Below are 14619 nucleotides of genomic sequence, written 5' to 3'. Positions count from 1 at the left end.
ATCGCTGTGCAAATTAATTAAATCCGCCGGATAAACTTTGAGAAATTGTAAAATGGAATTGGCCCCTGTTTGCATCAGGCTGCCCTGGTATTTTATCAAATCCGTAGCCATAATCTAATCCAAGCAAGCCAAATATAGGTAAAAATATCCTTGCTCCAACACCCACTGAACGCCTTACGTTAAACGGATTGAACTGACTAAAGCTATTCCAAACGTTACCACCTTCGGCAAAAGCCAGTAAGAATATGGTAGCTGATTGGCTGGCAATTACCGGGTGACGCAGCTCCATAGTGTATTTATTATAGATGGTGCTACCAGTGTTTGTTTGATCATTTTCGGTTGATCCCTCGGGAACTATCGAGAAGTTTTGATAACCTCTTAAGCCGATGATCTCGCTACCCTGTAAAAACTGGTAGCTTTGCATACCATCACCACCTAATTTAAAGCGCTCAAACGGCGAAGGGCCTACATCTTTATTATACATGCCCAGGAAGCCAAATCTTACCTGCGACATCAGTACGAATTTACCAACCAGTTTAGAGAACCACTGTGCATCATACTTAAATTTATAATATTCCACAAAATGGTAGCGCTCTTCTGGAGTTGCTATTTTGTAGTTGATATTATTAAACAATGAGTATGGCGGTGTTGCCTGTATGGTAAGCTTCATATTTGAACCCTGCGTTGGGAAAATAGGCACATCAATAGAGTTACGGCTTAATTCCTGGGTTAACTTAATGTTGTATGAGGTACCATTGGTAAATAAATAGCCGGTATAGTTATCCAGGTTGTAATGGTCAACATTTAACGAGTAGTTTAACTGGAAGTAGTTATCGGGCCATTTTAAACGTTTCCCCAATGTTACACCAATACCGTTAATACGCAGGTTGTTATACCTTGGATCTGTTTTAGCAAAATACTGCCCGGTTGAGCTACCTTGTGTATAAGCCGATAAGGCAAAATAAATAGGCTTTTTACCACCTAACCAAGGCTCAGAGAAGGTGAACGAGAAGTTTTGATAGGTACGACCGCTTGACTGCCCACGTAAGCTCAGTTTCTGACCATCGCCTTTTGGCAGCGGTTTGTATGCTTTGAGGTTGAAGATGTTTCTTAACGAGAAGTTATTGAATGTTAAGCCCAGCGTGCCCACCAGTTGGCCGCCACCGAAACCGCCCGATAACTCGATCTGATCTGAAGGTTTTTCAACTACATTGTAAACCAAATCAACCGTACCATCCTGCGGATTGATGTTAACCGGTTTCGGTTCTGTTTTTTGCTCATCAAAGTTACCCAGCTGACCAATTTCGCGTGAGCTGCGGATCAATAACTCTTTGTTGAATTTTTGACCTGGCTTGGTTTGTATCTCGCGCATAACCACTTTATCATTGGTTACATCGTTACCTTTTAAGCTTACACGGTTAATGGTGTATTGCGGGCCTTCATAAACCCGAATGTCCAGATCAACCGTATCATTATAAACTTTAACCTGCACCGGATCGGCAGTGTAGGTTAAGTAGCCATCATTAAGATACAATGACGAAACATCATCGTTGCTTGGGGTTGGGCCTACCAATCTTTTGTTCAGCTCATCTTCGCTAAATACATCACCTTTTTTAACGTGCAAAATCCTGTTCAATAACTCAGTAGAGTATTTGGCATTACCAGACCATTTCACATTACCAAAGTAATATTTAGGGCCTTCGTAAACTTTAATTTTTACGTTAACCGTAGTTGCATCATTACTCCATACAGAATCGCTCACGATCTCGGCGTCACGGTAACCTTTACCCTGCATTGATTCCACCAGGCTTTGCTTGTCTTCTTCGTATTTATCCTGCTTGAATTTTTTAGAACCAAACAGATTATACCATTTGCGCTCCCGTGTTTTTTTCAGAAAACCCTTCAGCTTTTTTGATGAAAATGCCTTGTTGCCTTCAAAAACAACCTGATTTATTTTCACTTTGGTTTTCTTATCAATAGCCACATCCAATATCACACTATTGGCATCTCCCGGATCCTTACGCTGGGTAAGTTTTACAGTTGTGTTCAGGAAACCTTTTTCGCCAAAATGTTTTTTGATGATGGCGGTTGTTGTATTTATTAAATTTTCGTTAACGATTTTCCCGGTACGATCATTCAGCTTTTTCTGTACATCTTCAATTTCACCTTTACGTATACCTGTAATATGCAGGCGCGATAAACGCGGACGCTCAGAAACAGCTATCTCCAGGTAAATGGTATCCTGGTTAATTTTAGTAATGTTTAACTGTACATCATCAAATAAGCCCTGAGAGTATAGTGTTTTTATAACCTCGGCATTACGTTCGCCCGGCAGGTTGATACGATCGCCTTTGGTTAATTTTGAAAGCTGTATCAAAATATCCTTATCCAGATATTTTGCCCCACTCACAGAAATACCTCCAATAATATAATCCCGGGGATTAAGATAACTTAAACTATCAGCCGGTATCGATTTTGTCAATGGTGCTCTCTGAGGATTGGAAACCTGGGCAAACGCGGAGGTAACAAAAACAGAGAAAAGAATAGCAAAAAGAAATTTATACATTCGAATATTTTAGTGGGCTAAAATTAATTTATACAGTTGTTAAAAAGTGTTAAAAGAAAAAATTTAGTTAACTTGCTCACTTGTCTTCCCAAAACGACGCTCCCGTTTCTGGTAATCAAGTATAGCTTCATACAAATCTTCCTTTCTAAAGTCGGGCCAAAACTTAGGTGTAAAATACAGCTCAGCGTAGGCAATTTGCCATAATAAATAATTACTTATGCGGTATTCGCCGCTTGTCCTGATCAATAATTCAGGGTCGGGCATGTCACCAGTAAAGAGGTTATCCTCAAAAACATCTTCATTGATATCAGCAATCTCCAATTCGCCGTTTTGCACCTTTACGGCTATATTTTTGGCTGCACGTACAATTTCGCGGCGCGAACTATAGCTTAGTGCCAGCGTAAGCACTACGCCTGTATTTCCCGCCGTTTTTTCCATTGCACTGTTAAGTTCCCTAATGCATTTTTCGGGTAACATATCCAGATCGCCTATGGCATTTAGTTTAATGTTATTTTTCATGAACCCGGCTATTTCTTTATGAATAGTACTTACCATTAATTCCATAATGGCCATAACCTCCAGCTTGGGCCGGTTCCAGTTTTCGGATGAAAATGTATAGAGCGTAATGTATTTTATACCTAATTTATCAGCGCCTTCAACAACATCCCTAACAGATGTTACACCATTATGATGGCCAAATACTCTTAATTTGCCTTTTTCTTTTGCCCAACGACCATTACCATCCATAATAATGGCAACATGCTTTGGTAGCCTTAACAAATCAATCTGATCCAAATATCCCATACTGTTCATTATCAAAAGCTACTCTGTGAATGTCTGCAAAAGACATACTGATGTTTCAATTTTATCAATACTGTGACTAACTAAATAGTTGTTTAACGCAAATACTCAAAAATAGCACCTGACCACACAATTGTAAAAATTCAAATTGCCGGTTTTTTCAGGGTACAAAGGTAAAACTTACTTTGTATTTTTTTAGTATGCAGCAGGAAAAGAAAATGTTATTATCAATAATGTACTAAAATGATACAAAAAGCACACAAATAACAGGTTAAGTGGGGATTTATTACACTTATTTAAACCTCAAATTTAAAAGCCGGGCATCAAAAATCGTCGGATGATCATGATGCCCGGCCTTTAAATCTGCTTATTTTAGGTCGTAAAACGGATGGTGCTAATAAATTCCTTTTTGTTTGAGCATGTCGGTGTCGTGCGGATCAATATCCACAATAGCATAGGTAAACACATTGGTTATAGTAAGCTCATCTAAAACATTAACCAGGTTATTATATACTGCATGATCGGATGGTTTTACCAGTACGATCATACCTTTACCTGTTTTGTCATATACTGATTTACCGGTTTCGAGCAGTACTTTACGGATACCCCTTTGATTAAAGCCCGTAACAGTTGGCGCAATGAGCGGACTTTTCAATTCGCCAAGGTAGTACATCAACTGATTGTTTTTTCCCAGGCATACGGTAAGGCTGCGGCTTGCCGGCACTGGATCACCTGAGCCCACGGGCATGGCTAAATCCATCGCTTTGGGCTTTGCCAGGGTGGTGGTCATGATAAAAAAGGTGATCAGCAGAAACGCCAGATCAACCATAGCGGTAAGGTCTACCCGAAGGTTCATTTTTTTTCGTTTGTGTGCCCCGCCTGCTTTTGGTGTTGAAGGATTTAACTCGGCCATGATCTTAAAGTTTAAGGTTAAACATAAATACCAACTATAATTAGTAGTTATAGATTAAACGTAAAATTTAATTCTAATATTACATATAAAACAAAATTTAATTTTGTTTTATATGTAATAAACCATAGAAGTTAATAGTAGCAGCGCTGCGTAACAAAGGTATAGGAGATGGTAAAGCCTAAAAAGAAATAAGTATCACGGGGTTTAAAATCTCCACGCTGGACGCCTATCGCGTTTTGAGGCTTGCCTACTTCACCCGAACGATCGGCCAGGGCCCTGGAGTAATCATTTGGCAATTGGCCCGGATTGGCGTACTTACCGCTTACGTCATCCAGATAATCGGTAAAAGTGTAGCGGTAACCCAAATCGCCGGCAACCGTCCATTTAGTATTAAAATTATATTTTATACCCACACCATACGGAATTACAATAGTGTTTTTACCGTATGTGGGTTCATTTTCTGTTCTTAATTGTCTTAACCCGTATGATTGTCCGTTATAATTAGCACGTGGGGCATAAGAGGTTATACCAACACCCGTGTATATATATGGTGTGTATTTATGCGGACCAGCATCGGGGATGTAATTCATAAAATTAAACTCGCCAACAAGACTAAGCTCTTTTAAAGGATCATTGAAACTCAAATTACGGTCACGGAACTGCTGACTGCTTGATTTGCTGTCATCGGCACTGATCTTACCGTAGGTAAAATTCAGTTTTGCCGAAAAATAGCCATCGAAATTGCGTGCTACAAATAAGCCGCCTGAGATACCGCTTATTTTAACCGGGTTGTTTGGGTTAAGATCGCCGATATACCCTGCACCGCCGAGAGTACCGCCAACTTCCCAGGTTTGAGCCTGCAATTGATAGGATATCAATAAAAAAAATAGAAGTGTTAAAAATTTGGGCATTAAGCAAATTTAGTAATTACGGGCGTCTAAGCCCCATAATAATTTGTTTCTTAACGTGGTTAAGTAACTTTCATTATTTAAACGTACCAAATTCAGCTGAAAATCAGCTTTTTGAACGTGGAATTTAACAGTTTGATCCAATGCAGCCACGCGCGAATCGCATGATACCAGGTAATTTGTACTGCGGCTCTCCACCTCAAAACACAATTTACTGCTATCGGGTATAATGATAGGCCTTACATTCAGGTTATGGGGCGATACCGGAGTTAATACAATACTGTTTGATTGCGGGAAGATAATAGGTCCGCCGCAACTTAATGAATAAGCGGTTGACCCGGTTGATGTTGATATAATAATACCATCGCCCCAATAGGAGTTTAAAAATTCGTCATTCAAAAACACGTGGGTAATGATCATAGCGGCATCATCGCGCTTATGGATAGTTACATCGTTGAGCGCGAAATTATCGTCGCCAAAAATTTTCATAGTTGAATCAATGGTCAGCAACTCGCGGCAATCCAGAGAAAATTCTTTGTTTACCACCGCGTGTATAGCCGCGGTGATATCATTTTTATTGATACTGGCCAGAAAACCGAGCCTGCCAAAATTGATGCCGATCACCGGAATACCAGAATCGCGGATAACCGTTACCATATCCAGCAGGGTACCATCTCCGCCAAGGGTTAAAAAAAGATCAATAAACCCTTTTATGGAATTGGTATTTTCGAGCACATTATATTTTACACTGCTTATTTTATCCTGCAGATATTCATGCAACTGGTGATGGACATATATGTCGACATTATGCTGTGCCAGGTTATCAAATACCTGCTGAATATATGGTATTACAGACGGATCATTAAACGGTCTGCCGTAAACTGCTATCTTCATTTGTTGGTTGGTTCATTTGCTGATTGGTTCATTAGTTCATTGGTCTTTTATGGTTGAGGCCTTACCAATAAATTTTAAATATGCGTTTAATTTGATATGGATTATTTGAAGTTTTTCAAATAACACATTGAACTGATCATCATTTATAAGTTTTCTGTTTAAAGATTTTTTTAACCATCCTTTTGTTTCTAAAATTGATCCCCGGCTAAAAAAACAAAAGTTTCTATTTTCCTTGTAATGATACCGGCCATAACCTTCAGCAATATTAGCACTTATTGAATCAGCTGCGCGTACGATTTGTTTCCCTATAGTATCTTTTGCAAAATAATCCCATTCACCTACTAATATCCAAATCTCATCGCTAAAACTTTCAGCTAACTGATATACTTCTAACTCCTCAAGGTTATAATAACTCATGGATATTTATTATTGAACTATTTACCAATGAACAAATAAACCATTGAACAAATGAACTAATTACAAATTAAGGTAATTCATGAGTGAGTCGTACCGGTCTTTCGCGTTATCGTTGTTATCGGTATTGTTAAAAGTAGCTTTTACATCGTACTCGTAACGCAAAAAGGTGGCTATTATAGCCGAAATATCCTGTTTGTTTACTTTCAGGGTCACTTCCATCTTGGTGGAATCGGGGAAAGTTTGCACGTATGAACTGAGTATCTGGGCATTGTCCGACTCCACAATTTGTGCCATGTGAGCCAGCGAGTTATTTTTATTACCAATCTCCAATACGATGATACCGCCTGGCTCAGCCACCGCTGTGATCTTTGCAAAATATTCGGTAATAGCATTAATGGATATCAACCCAAGATAGTTACGCTTAGCATCAAGCACCGGTATAACAGTAAGCTGGCGCTCATAAAACATGCGTATTACATCGTATATATGCTGATCTTCGAGCACATACGGGTTTACCTGCGATAAGGCCAGTGCCCCAACAGCAGTTTGGTAATCGCTTTCCCCTACCAGGTCATCCTCGGCTACCAGGCCCAAAAACTGCTCTTCATTCACAATAGGCAAATGCCTGATGCGGAACTCTACCATGCGGTCAAGTACTTTCTGTATCGTATCAGAAGTGTGTACCGGCGGAATCGTGTCTGCCATCAGTTCAATTGCTATCATGATATTAAACTTTTAGTTTTTCCAAAAATCCAGTTAACAACCTGTTAAACTCCTGCGGGCGCTCCATCATTGGCGCGTGTCCGCATTTATCTATCCAATGTAATTCGGCATTAGGCAAAAACTCATTAAACTCTAAAGCCACTTCGGGCGGCGTTATTTTATCATCCTTACCCCATATCAAACATACCGGAAGATCCATTTTATGCAGATCCTTTTTCATGTTATGACGGATAGCCGATTTTGCCATAGCCAGCAACCTTACCACACTGTGCCTGTCGTTAATTAACTTATATACGTCATTAACCAGCTCATCGGTTGCCACAACAGGGTCATAAAAAGTATATTGCACTTTTTCCCTTACAAAATCAATGCTCTCGCGCCTTGGGAACGAGCCCCCAAACGCGTTTTCGTATAAACCAGAACTACCGGTTAATACCATGGCCTTAATATTTTCAGGGTGAGCTAAAACATAAATCAAAGCCACGTGCCCGCCCAGCGAATTACCAAGTACCGTTATGTTGCTTAACTGTTTAAACTTTATAAATTTATGTACAAATTTTGAAAGACTCTTTACACCCGTGGTTATAAGAGGCATATCATAAATTGGCAGTATAGGTATAATAACACGATATTCTGACTTGAACTCTTTAACAACATCTTCCCAATTGCTCAGCGCCCCCATTAAACCATGTAACAACAACAATACCTCACCTTCGCCCTCATCTATATAACTAAACCCGTGTTCCTCTTTAAGCACGAAATCCATATAATGTTCTGATATTAATTTTTTAAATTTTCTATACCGAAATCAAATTCAGTATAAATTCTATTATTCCGGCATAAAATTAGTTTATTACGGATGAGTTACAACAATTATAGCAATAAATTTCTAAGTCTTGAGTCACAAGTTTTGAGTCTTGAGTTCTGCGTCTGAAGTTCTGAGCTTAAAAGCATGTTAGCGACTTAAAACTCAACACTCAGAACTTAAAACTAACCTAACAACTGCCTTACTACTTCTGATATGGTTTTGCCATCGGCTTTACCGGCAAGTTCTTTATTGGCAGCTCCCATTACTTTGCCCATATCGCTGGTTGATGTTGCACCCAGCCGGCTGATCAGTTCCTGCAGATAGCCTTCAATTTCAAAACGGGTCATCTGTTGCGGCAAATAAGGTTCAATCACCTTCATTTCTTCCATCTCAATCTCGTAAAGATCTTCGCGGTTTTGAGTTTTGTAGATATCCGCCGATTCTTTACGTTGTTTGATCAGCCTTTGAAGTACTTTGATCTCTGCTTCGGCAGTAAGTTCTTCAGCCGCCCCTTTTTCGGTTTTAGCTAACAGCAAAGCCGATTTTATTGCGCGAAGCCCCCTTAAACGATCGGCCTGCTTGGCCAGCATAGCCAGCTTAATATCCTGGTCTATTTGATTTATTAATGACATTTTTTAATTAGTGAATTATTGCGTTTTGAATTAGTGATTTGTGAAAATAGTATTATTATTTCATCATCTGCACATCTGAAATTTGCACATCTACACATTTAACCTCTTATTTTCTGAATATATTGCCCGCCGTGGCCTGCGCGGTTGGCATAATCACCATATCGTTAATATTCACATGTGCAGGGCGCGATGCTACAAACCATATAGTTTCGGCAATATCATCAGCGGCAAGCGGTTCGAAACCTTCGTATACTTTTTTAGCCCTGTCTTTATCTCCTTTGAAACGGACTTCTGAAAACTCGGTTTCTACCGCTCCCGGATGTACCGCTGTAACTTTTATACCATACGGCAACAGGTCAATACGCATCCCTTTATTTAAAGCATCAACCGCGTGTTTGGTTGCACAATATACATTACCATTGGCATACACTTCTTTACCAGCTATAGAACCCAGGTTAATGATATGGCCATAGCCGTTACTAATCATCCAGTTGGATACTACACGGCTTACATAAAGCAAACCTTTCACATTGGTATCAATCATGGTGTCCCAATCATCATAACTGCCATTTTGTATGGGATCAAGTCCCTGGCTCAATCCGGCGTTGTTGATCAATACATTCACTTTTTTCCATTCGGCAGGTAAGCCTTCCAGGTTTTCAACCACTTGTTCCCGGTTGCGCACATCAAATGACGATACCGCAACCTCCACATTATATTTATCATTTAAATGATGGGCAACCTTTTCCAGGCGGTCAAGCCGGCGGCCAGTCAATATCAAATTATAGCCTTCGCGGGCAAATACATGTGCGCAAGCCTCGCCAATACCGGCGGTAGCTCCTGTAATTAAAGCAATTTTAGTCATGGTACGTAAATAACTATTGCGGCGAAATTATGTTTTTTACTTTAAACTATTGTCGGGCAGGGGTAATGAAGTTGGGTTGGAAAATCGCTAACTTTCCTTTATGTCATTGCGAGGAGGGACGACGAAGCAATCTCGTAGCTATTCTTCTCGATAAGAATCCGAGGAGATTATTAATGTTGTTAATTGTTTTTTAGGTATTAATGAGCTCCCTATGGTCGGTTGTCCACGCTTCACTCGCAATGACATGATTTTTATATAAAGCGTGTGTGGGCTCACTATTCAAAAAACAGGCTGAACATAATGGTATGCAGCGATAATTTACTGATAGGTGCCGAGAATGGCTGATTTTCGGGGAGCAGCACATTACCAAAGGAATTGGATATCTTGATCTCTGGCGAAAGTTTAAAAAACTCAAAATAGATATCGCAACCTAAACCAGCTTCGTATGAACCATAACCACTCACATTTTTAACCAGCTTATCCATCAGGTCAAAGTTAGCGTCATTCTTTTTGGCTGCGATGGAGTGGGAGTATTTAACCCCTCCCAGCATATAGGCTCTGAAATTACCTAACCTGTCTGATTTTAGCTTAAACGACAAAGGCGCATCAACCGTGGTTGTTTGAACCTTCTTAGTGACATCCGGGTTTTGAGTGGGATCCTGATAGGTATAAGTCAGATCCCGGTCGGCAAAAACCAGTGATGGTGTAAAACGCACTTCCAAGTGGTCGGTTAAACTATAACGGGTAACAAAGCCAACCGCAAAACCGGGCGTACTTTTGGAGCTGATACTGTTTAAAGGACTGGTTAAATATTGGCCATTATCAGGATTGGTAAACGGAGTACGCCAGTTTGGCTTTTTAACGATCTTAAAATCGCTGCTTACGTAAGTAAAACTAAAACCAAAGCTAAAATCCTGCAGATCGGCCCCACCACCCCATGCAGGTACCCTATCCTGCGCAAACAATAAATTGCTGCCAAGCATCAGTATAAATACAATCAGGTACCGTTTTAAACTCATTTTTATTTAATGCCTGTATATATAGAACATATACCAAACAACAATGGCCGGTGTTTAGTATTTTTAAAACCAACTTTATCCATTAAACCAACAAAACTTTTTCCATCCGGAAAAGCCGCTACCGATTCCGGAAGGTAGGAATAAGCCCTTGCATCCTTACTGAACAGTTTACCAATTCCAGGCGTAATATAGTTGAAATAAAAATTATACAACTGTTTTACCGGGAACACGCGGGGTTTTGAAAACTCCAGCACCACTGCTTTACCTCCAGGTCTTAACACCCTTTGTATATCGGCCAGGCCTTTTTCAAGGTTCTCAAAATTACGCACACCATAAGCTACCGTAACCGCGTCAAACTCATCGGCCTCAAAAGGCAGCTTCTCCGAATCACCCAGTTTTACTTCAAACTTGTCGCTAAGGTTACGTTTCTGTATCTTCTGCTCGGCAATATCCAGCATTCCGCGCGAAATATCAACACCAATTATTTTTTCGGGATTAAGCGCTTTTAAAGCCTCAAAAGCGAAATCACCGGTACCGGTGGCTACATCCAGTATCAGTTTGGGTTTATCCTTTTTTAATTCGTTGATAGCCTTTTTACGCCAGATGATATCGATCCCCAATGACATGAAATGATTAAGGAAATCATAAGTTTTGGATATATTGTTGAACATATCGGCCACCTGTTCTTTTTTGGTGGCCTGCTGATCATGGTAGGGAGTTATAGTTTTGCTCATTTGTATAATGAGGGCAAAGATAATGATTGTATATTGATAGTTGATGGTTCATAGATCATAGTTCATGGTAGCTGCTAATTGGTTGATGATTACATTTTTCTTCTTCTTTTCTATGATCAATGAACCATCAACTACGGTCTATGAACTATTAACTATGATCCATGAACCACAAACTATGAACTATCAACTCAATTCATTAATTTTAAAAACCAATTATTACCAAAATAAGTGAACAGGTTTATTCTCCTTAAAAGATAACCGGGGTTCATTAGTGCTCTTTAAATTAATTATTGTTATAAAATTCATTTCCTGATCTATGAAAGAAAAACAAGAATCGTCGCGCCGCAGCTTTATTAAAAAGTTAGCCACTACCACAGCTGCCGTTGCCGCGGGTACCAGCGTGTTTGCTGCTGACCATCCGCTAAAACCTTTTTCCATACTGAAAAGGCCATTAGGGCACAGTTTAAACGACCAGATCAACATCGCGTTGATTGGCGCCGGCGGTATGGGTACACAAGATGCCATTGTGGCCCTGCAAATTCCGGGGGTAAAGCTGGTGGCCGTTTGCGACCTATATGACGGCCGGCTCAAAGATGCCAAAACCCGCTGGGGCGCCGATATTTTCACCACAAAAGTTTATAAAGAGATACTGAACCGCAAGGATATTGACGCGGTAATTATTGGTACGCCCGATCATTGGCACCAGCAAATATCTGTTGATGCCATGCACGCTGGCAAACACGTGTATTGCGAAAAACCTATGGTACATGGCATAAGCGAAGGTCCGGCCGTGATCAAGGCTCAAAAGGAAACCGGTAAAATTTTCCAGGTGGGCAGCCAGGGCGTATCATCATTAGGTAACGAGAAAGCACACGAACTATTAAAAAGTGGGGCCATTGGCGAGCTAAACTACGCCGAAGGTTTCTGGGCCCGCCGTGAGCCGCTGGAAGTTTGGCAATACCCAATCCCTGATGATGCTTCGGCGCAAACGGTTGATTGGGAAACTTACATCAGCAATACCAAGAAACGCGATTATGATTCCAAGCGCTTTTTCCGCTGGCGCAATTATACCGATTACGGCACAGGTATGGCCGGTGATCTGTTTGTACACCTGTTCTCCAGTCTTCATTTCATAACCGATTCTGTTGGCCCTAATAAGATCTATGCAGCAGGCGGGCTCCGTTTCTGGAACGACGGCCGCGAAGTTCCCGACGTATTGTTAGGTACTTTTGACTATGGTAAATCGGCAGCCCATCCAGCCTTTAACCTATCCTTACGTTGCAACTTTGTAGATGGTACCAGCGGCACCACTTACCTGAAACTGGTAGGCAGCGAAGGTTCCATGGATATTACCTGGGATAAAGTAACCCTAAAAAGGAACAAGACCTTTGGTTCCGATGATCCCTTTTACCTGGATAAGCTTAAAAAAGCCGGCAGCGGTTACGCCGAACGTAAAAAGATGGTACCACCCGAAGAAATAGTTTATGATGCCGAAAAGGGGTACAAGGGTGGCCCGTATGATCATATGAATAACTTTTTTAACGCCATCCGTAATAACGGCAAAGTAACCGAGGATGCCATTTTTGGCTACCGCGCGGCGGCTCCAGCCCTGTTGTGCAACGATAGTTATTACAACAACAGCCCTATGTTCTGGGATCCCGAAAAAATGCAATTGATTAAAAAGTAATTAGTTAATGGTTCATAGGTCATGGTTCATGGTAAAAATTCAAATCAACTATGTTCTATGAACTTTCAACTATGATCCATGAACCATCAACTATGAACAACACTTAAAAAACATGAAACAACAACTAAAAAAACTTGGATTGATACTGGCCGCGGCTGGCCTGGTTTGTGTGCAAACTTCGGGTATCCCGGTAAATGGCCCTGCACCCGTAAAAAAGGTTGCCTCCAAAGGTGGCTGGGTAAGTTTGTTCGACGGCAAAAGCCTCAAAGGCTGGCATGGCTTTAACAAAACAGGCCCTGTAAAAAACTGGACAATCGTAGATGGTTCGCTGGTTTGCCTGGGTGCTGCCCAGGGTGATACAGGCGGTGATATTGTTACCGATAAAAGCTACGCCAATTTTGAACTCTCCTGGCAATGGAAAATTGATAAAGGAAGTAACAGCGGTGTATTATACCATGTGGTAGAAGATCCAAAATACCCTGCCACCTATGAAACCGGCCCCGAATACCAGATCATTGACGATAACGGCTGGCCCGAAAAACTGGAAGACTGGCAAAAAACCGGCTGCGATTATGCCATGCACCTGCCCAACGATAAAAAGAAGATCATGCCCGTAGGCGAATGGAACACCAGCAAAATTGTTTTTAACAAGGGCCATGTAGAACATTGGCTCAACGGCGCTAAGATCTTAGAATTCACCGCCTGGGATGCCGACTGGCAAAAGAAAAAAGGCGAAGGTAAATGGAAAGACCATCCTGATTATGGCAACTCCAAAACCGGCCTGATAGCTTTGCAGGACCATGGCCACAAAGCTTATTTTAAGGATATTAAGATAAGGGAGCTATAACACGATTAAAGGATTAAACAGGATTTACACGATCCCAATTATGAAGAGACTGTTCCTATTTGGACCAGTCTCTTTTTTTATATCAATAAATTCTGACACGGCTAAAATCCTGTAAATCTCTAATCATCCTTTAATCGTGTTCAGTAACCCTTCAATATCCAACCTGCGGGTATACATGCCCAAATTACCGTTCTCATCCATGGGCCATTGTTCTTTTGGTCTGTCCCAATACAGTTCAACACCATTTTTATCGGGATCATCTAAATAAATAGCTTCTGATACGCCATGGTCTGATGCGCCGGTGATCTGGTATTTAGCGTCGATCAACCGCTGCAGGGCTACGGCCAGGTCTTTCCGCTCCGGGTACAAAATAGCGGTATGATATAAGCCTGGTGCATATTCGGGTGCAGGTGGCGCGCCTTTGCTTTGCCAGGTATTCAGGCCGATATGGTGATGATACCCGCCGGCAGAGATAAAGGCAGCTTGGTCGCCATAGGCAGCCATCTTTTCAAAACCCAGCAAACCGCAATAAAAATCAAGCGAACGCTGCAGGTCGCTTACCTTTAAATGCACATGGCCTATACGTGTTTGGGCAGGGATTTTATAATCGTTCATTTTTTTGCTATATGTTGTAAAGTTACAATGTTTTAATGTTGGTAATGTTGAATTGATGTAAAAGATGTTTAAACATCTAACTTACCTGTTAAACTTTTGTATTATTGCCAAAGGTTATAAGTACAGCTTCACAGATGTTACAACTTTATAACCTTCCAACATTACAACAACATTTAAACAAAACAAAAAG

Annotated in this window: 15 protein-coding genes; 2 read left to right on the top strand and 13 right to left on the bottom strand. The window is 40.8% G+C overall.

Annotation, left to right across the window (positions count from 1 at the left end):
* Positions 1–13: 13 nt before the first annotated feature.
* The 12 genes from bamA to ubiE all read right to left on the bottom strand — a co-directional run bounded on the left by bamA (position 14) and on the right by ubiE (position 11280).
* On the bottom strand, positions 14–2566 hold the full coding sequence (gene bamA / locus AB6735_RS19280; protein ID WP_370997585.1) for an outer membrane protein assembly factor BamA: 2553 nt from the start codon (positions 2564–2566) through the stop codon (positions 14–16).
* Between the two features lie 63 nt (positions 2567–2629).
* Positions 2630–3370, bottom strand: a complete 741-nt coding sequence (locus AB6735_RS19275) for an isoprenyl transferase (RefSeq protein WP_370997724.1) — start codon at positions 3368–3370, stop codon at positions 2630–2632.
* Between the two features lie 391 nt (positions 3371–3761).
* Complete coding sequence (locus AB6735_RS19270; RefSeq protein WP_370997583.1) at positions 3762–4280, bottom strand: ExbD/TolR family protein; 519 nt, start codon at positions 4278–4280, stop codon at positions 3762–3764.
* Positions 4281–4411: 131 nt separating this feature from the next.
* Complete coding sequence (locus AB6735_RS19265) at positions 4412–5191, bottom strand: DUF6089 family protein (RefSeq protein ID WP_370997582.1); 780 nt, start codon at positions 5189–5191, stop codon at positions 4412–4414.
* A gap of 9 nt (positions 5192–5200) precedes the next feature.
* Positions 5201–6082 (bottom strand): NAD kinase, encoded by an 882-nt coding sequence (locus AB6735_RS19260; RefSeq protein ID WP_370997581.1) that lies wholly within the window; start codon positions 6080–6082, stop codon positions 5201–5203.
* A gap of 36 nt (positions 6083–6118) precedes the next feature.
* Positions 6119–6499 (bottom strand): four helix bundle protein, encoded by a 381-nt coding sequence (locus tag AB6735_RS19255; protein WP_370997580.1) that lies wholly within the window; start codon positions 6497–6499, stop codon positions 6119–6121.
* A 60-nt stretch (positions 6500–6559) separates the two neighbouring features.
* Complete coding sequence (locus AB6735_RS19250; RefSeq protein ID WP_370997579.1) at positions 6560–7222, bottom strand: CBS domain-containing protein; 663 nt, start codon at positions 7220–7222, stop codon at positions 6560–6562.
* Between the two features lie 4 nt (positions 7223–7226).
* Positions 7227–7988, bottom strand: a complete 762-nt coding sequence (locus AB6735_RS19245; protein WP_370997578.1) for an alpha/beta fold hydrolase — start codon at positions 7986–7988, stop codon at positions 7227–7229.
* Positions 7989–8212: 224 nt separating this feature from the next.
* Positions 8213–8662, bottom strand: coding sequence for a GatB/YqeY domain-containing protein (locus tag AB6735_RS19240; RefSeq protein WP_166089923.1), 450 nt, complete (start codon positions 8660–8662; stop codon positions 8213–8215).
* A 106-nt stretch (positions 8663–8768) separates the two neighbouring features.
* Positions 8769–9527: an SDR family oxidoreductase gene (locus AB6735_RS19235; RefSeq protein ID WP_370997577.1), complete on the bottom strand. Its 759-nt coding sequence runs from the start codon at positions 9525–9527 to the stop codon at positions 8769–8771.
* Between the two features lie 275 nt (positions 9528–9802).
* The gene (locus AB6735_RS19230) at positions 9803–10546 is read right to left on the bottom strand and encodes an outer membrane beta-barrel protein (protein ID WP_370997576.1); all 744 of its coding nucleotides are present in this window, start codon (positions 10544–10546) and stop codon (positions 9803–9805) included.
* Between the two features lie 2 nt (positions 10547–10548).
* Positions 10549–11280: a bifunctional demethylmenaquinone methyltransferase/2-methoxy-6-polyprenyl-1,4-benzoquinol methylase UbiE gene (ubiE, locus tag AB6735_RS19225; RefSeq protein WP_370997575.1), complete on the bottom strand. Its 732-nt coding sequence runs from the start codon at positions 11278–11280 to the stop codon at positions 10549–10551.
* A gap of 316 nt (positions 11281–11596) precedes the next feature.
* On the opposite strand from ubiE, the gene AB6735_RS19220 reads away from it, so the two are divergent.
* Both AB6735_RS19220 and AB6735_RS19215 read left to right on the top strand, forming a co-directional pair.
* On the top strand, positions 11597–12967 hold the full coding sequence (locus AB6735_RS19220; RefSeq protein ID WP_370997574.1) for a Gfo/Idh/MocA family protein: 1371 nt from the start codon (positions 11597–11599) through the stop codon (positions 12965–12967).
* 112 nt (positions 12968–13079) lie between these two features.
* Complete coding sequence (locus AB6735_RS19215; protein WP_370997572.1) at positions 13080–13814, top strand: DUF1080 domain-containing protein; 735 nt, start codon at positions 13080–13082, stop codon at positions 13812–13814.
* A 123-nt stretch (positions 13815–13937) separates the two neighbouring features.
* Here AB6735_RS19215 and AB6735_RS19210 read toward each other — a convergent pair whose 3' ends face one another.
* The gene (locus AB6735_RS19210; RefSeq protein ID WP_370997571.1) at positions 13938–14429 is read right to left on the bottom strand and encodes a VOC family protein; all 492 of its coding nucleotides are present in this window, start codon (positions 14427–14429) and stop codon (positions 13938–13940) included.
* Between the last annotated feature and the right edge of the window lie 190 nt (positions 14430–14619).

It is taken from the genome of Mucilaginibacter sp. RCC_168, from assembly GCF_041355315.1.
In the GTDB taxonomy this organism is placed as follows: Bacteria; Bacteroidota; Bacteroidia; order Sphingobacteriales; family Sphingobacteriaceae; genus Mucilaginibacter.
Note: the sequence above shows the minus strand (reverse complement) of the source record. Positions and strands in the feature narration are given on the sequence as shown.

What these genes read in the sequence shown, in the direction of transcription:
- bamA (WP_370997585.1), bottom strand. Translation starts at nt 2,566, where the DNA reads ATGTATAAATTTCTTTTTGCTATTCTTTTCTCTGTTTTTGTTACCTCC.
- AB6735_RS19275 (WP_370997724.1), bottom strand. Translation starts at nt 3,370, where the DNA reads ATGGGATATTTGGATCAGATTGATTTGTTAAGGCTACCAAAGCATGTT.
- AB6735_RS19270 (WP_370997583.1), bottom strand. Translation starts at nt 4,280, where the DNA reads ATGGCCGAGTTAAATCCTTCAACACCAAAAGCAGGCGGGGCACACAAA.
- AB6735_RS19265 (WP_370997582.1), bottom strand. Translation starts at nt 5,191, where the DNA reads ATGCCCAAATTTTTAACACTTCTATTTTTTTTATTGATATCCTATCAA.
- AB6735_RS19260 (WP_370997581.1), bottom strand. Translation starts at nt 6,082, where the DNA reads ATGAAGATAGCAGTTTACGGCAGACCGTTTAATGATCCGTCTGTAATA.
- AB6735_RS19255 (WP_370997580.1), bottom strand. Translation starts at nt 6,499, where the DNA reads ATGAGTTATTATAACCTTGAGGAGTTAGAAGTATATCAGTTAGCTGAA.
- AB6735_RS19250 (WP_370997579.1), bottom strand. Translation starts at nt 7,222, where the DNA reads ATGATAGCAATTGAACTGATGGCAGACACGATTCCGCCGGTACACACT.
- AB6735_RS19245 (WP_370997578.1), bottom strand. Translation starts at nt 7,988, where the DNA reads ATGGATTTCGTGCTTAAAGAGGAACACGGGTTTAGTTATATAGATGAG.
- AB6735_RS19240 (WP_166089923.1), bottom strand. Translation starts at nt 8,662, where the DNA reads ATGTCATTAATAAATCAAATAGACCAGGATATTAAGCTGGCTATGCTG.
- AB6735_RS19235 (WP_370997577.1), bottom strand. Translation starts at nt 9,527, where the DNA reads ATGACTAAAATTGCTTTAATTACAGGAGCTACCGCCGGTATTGGCGAG.
- AB6735_RS19230 (WP_370997576.1), bottom strand. Translation starts at nt 10,546, where the DNA reads ATGAGTTTAAAACGGTACCTGATTGTATTTATACTGATGCTTGGCAGC.
- ubiE (WP_370997575.1), bottom strand. Translation starts at nt 11,280, where the DNA reads ATGAGCAAAACTATAACTCCCTACCATGATCAGCAGGCCACCAAAAAA.
- AB6735_RS19220 (WP_370997574.1), top strand. Translation starts at nt 11,597, where the DNA reads ATGAAAGAAAAACAAGAATCGTCGCGCCGCAGCTTTATTAAAAAGTTA.
- AB6735_RS19215 (WP_370997572.1), top strand. Translation starts at nt 13,080, where the DNA reads ATGAAACAACAACTAAAAAAACTTGGATTGATACTGGCCGCGGCTGGC.
- AB6735_RS19210 (WP_370997571.1), bottom strand. Translation starts at nt 14,429, where the DNA reads ATGAACGATTATAAAATCCCTGCCCAAACACGTATAGGCCATGTGCAT.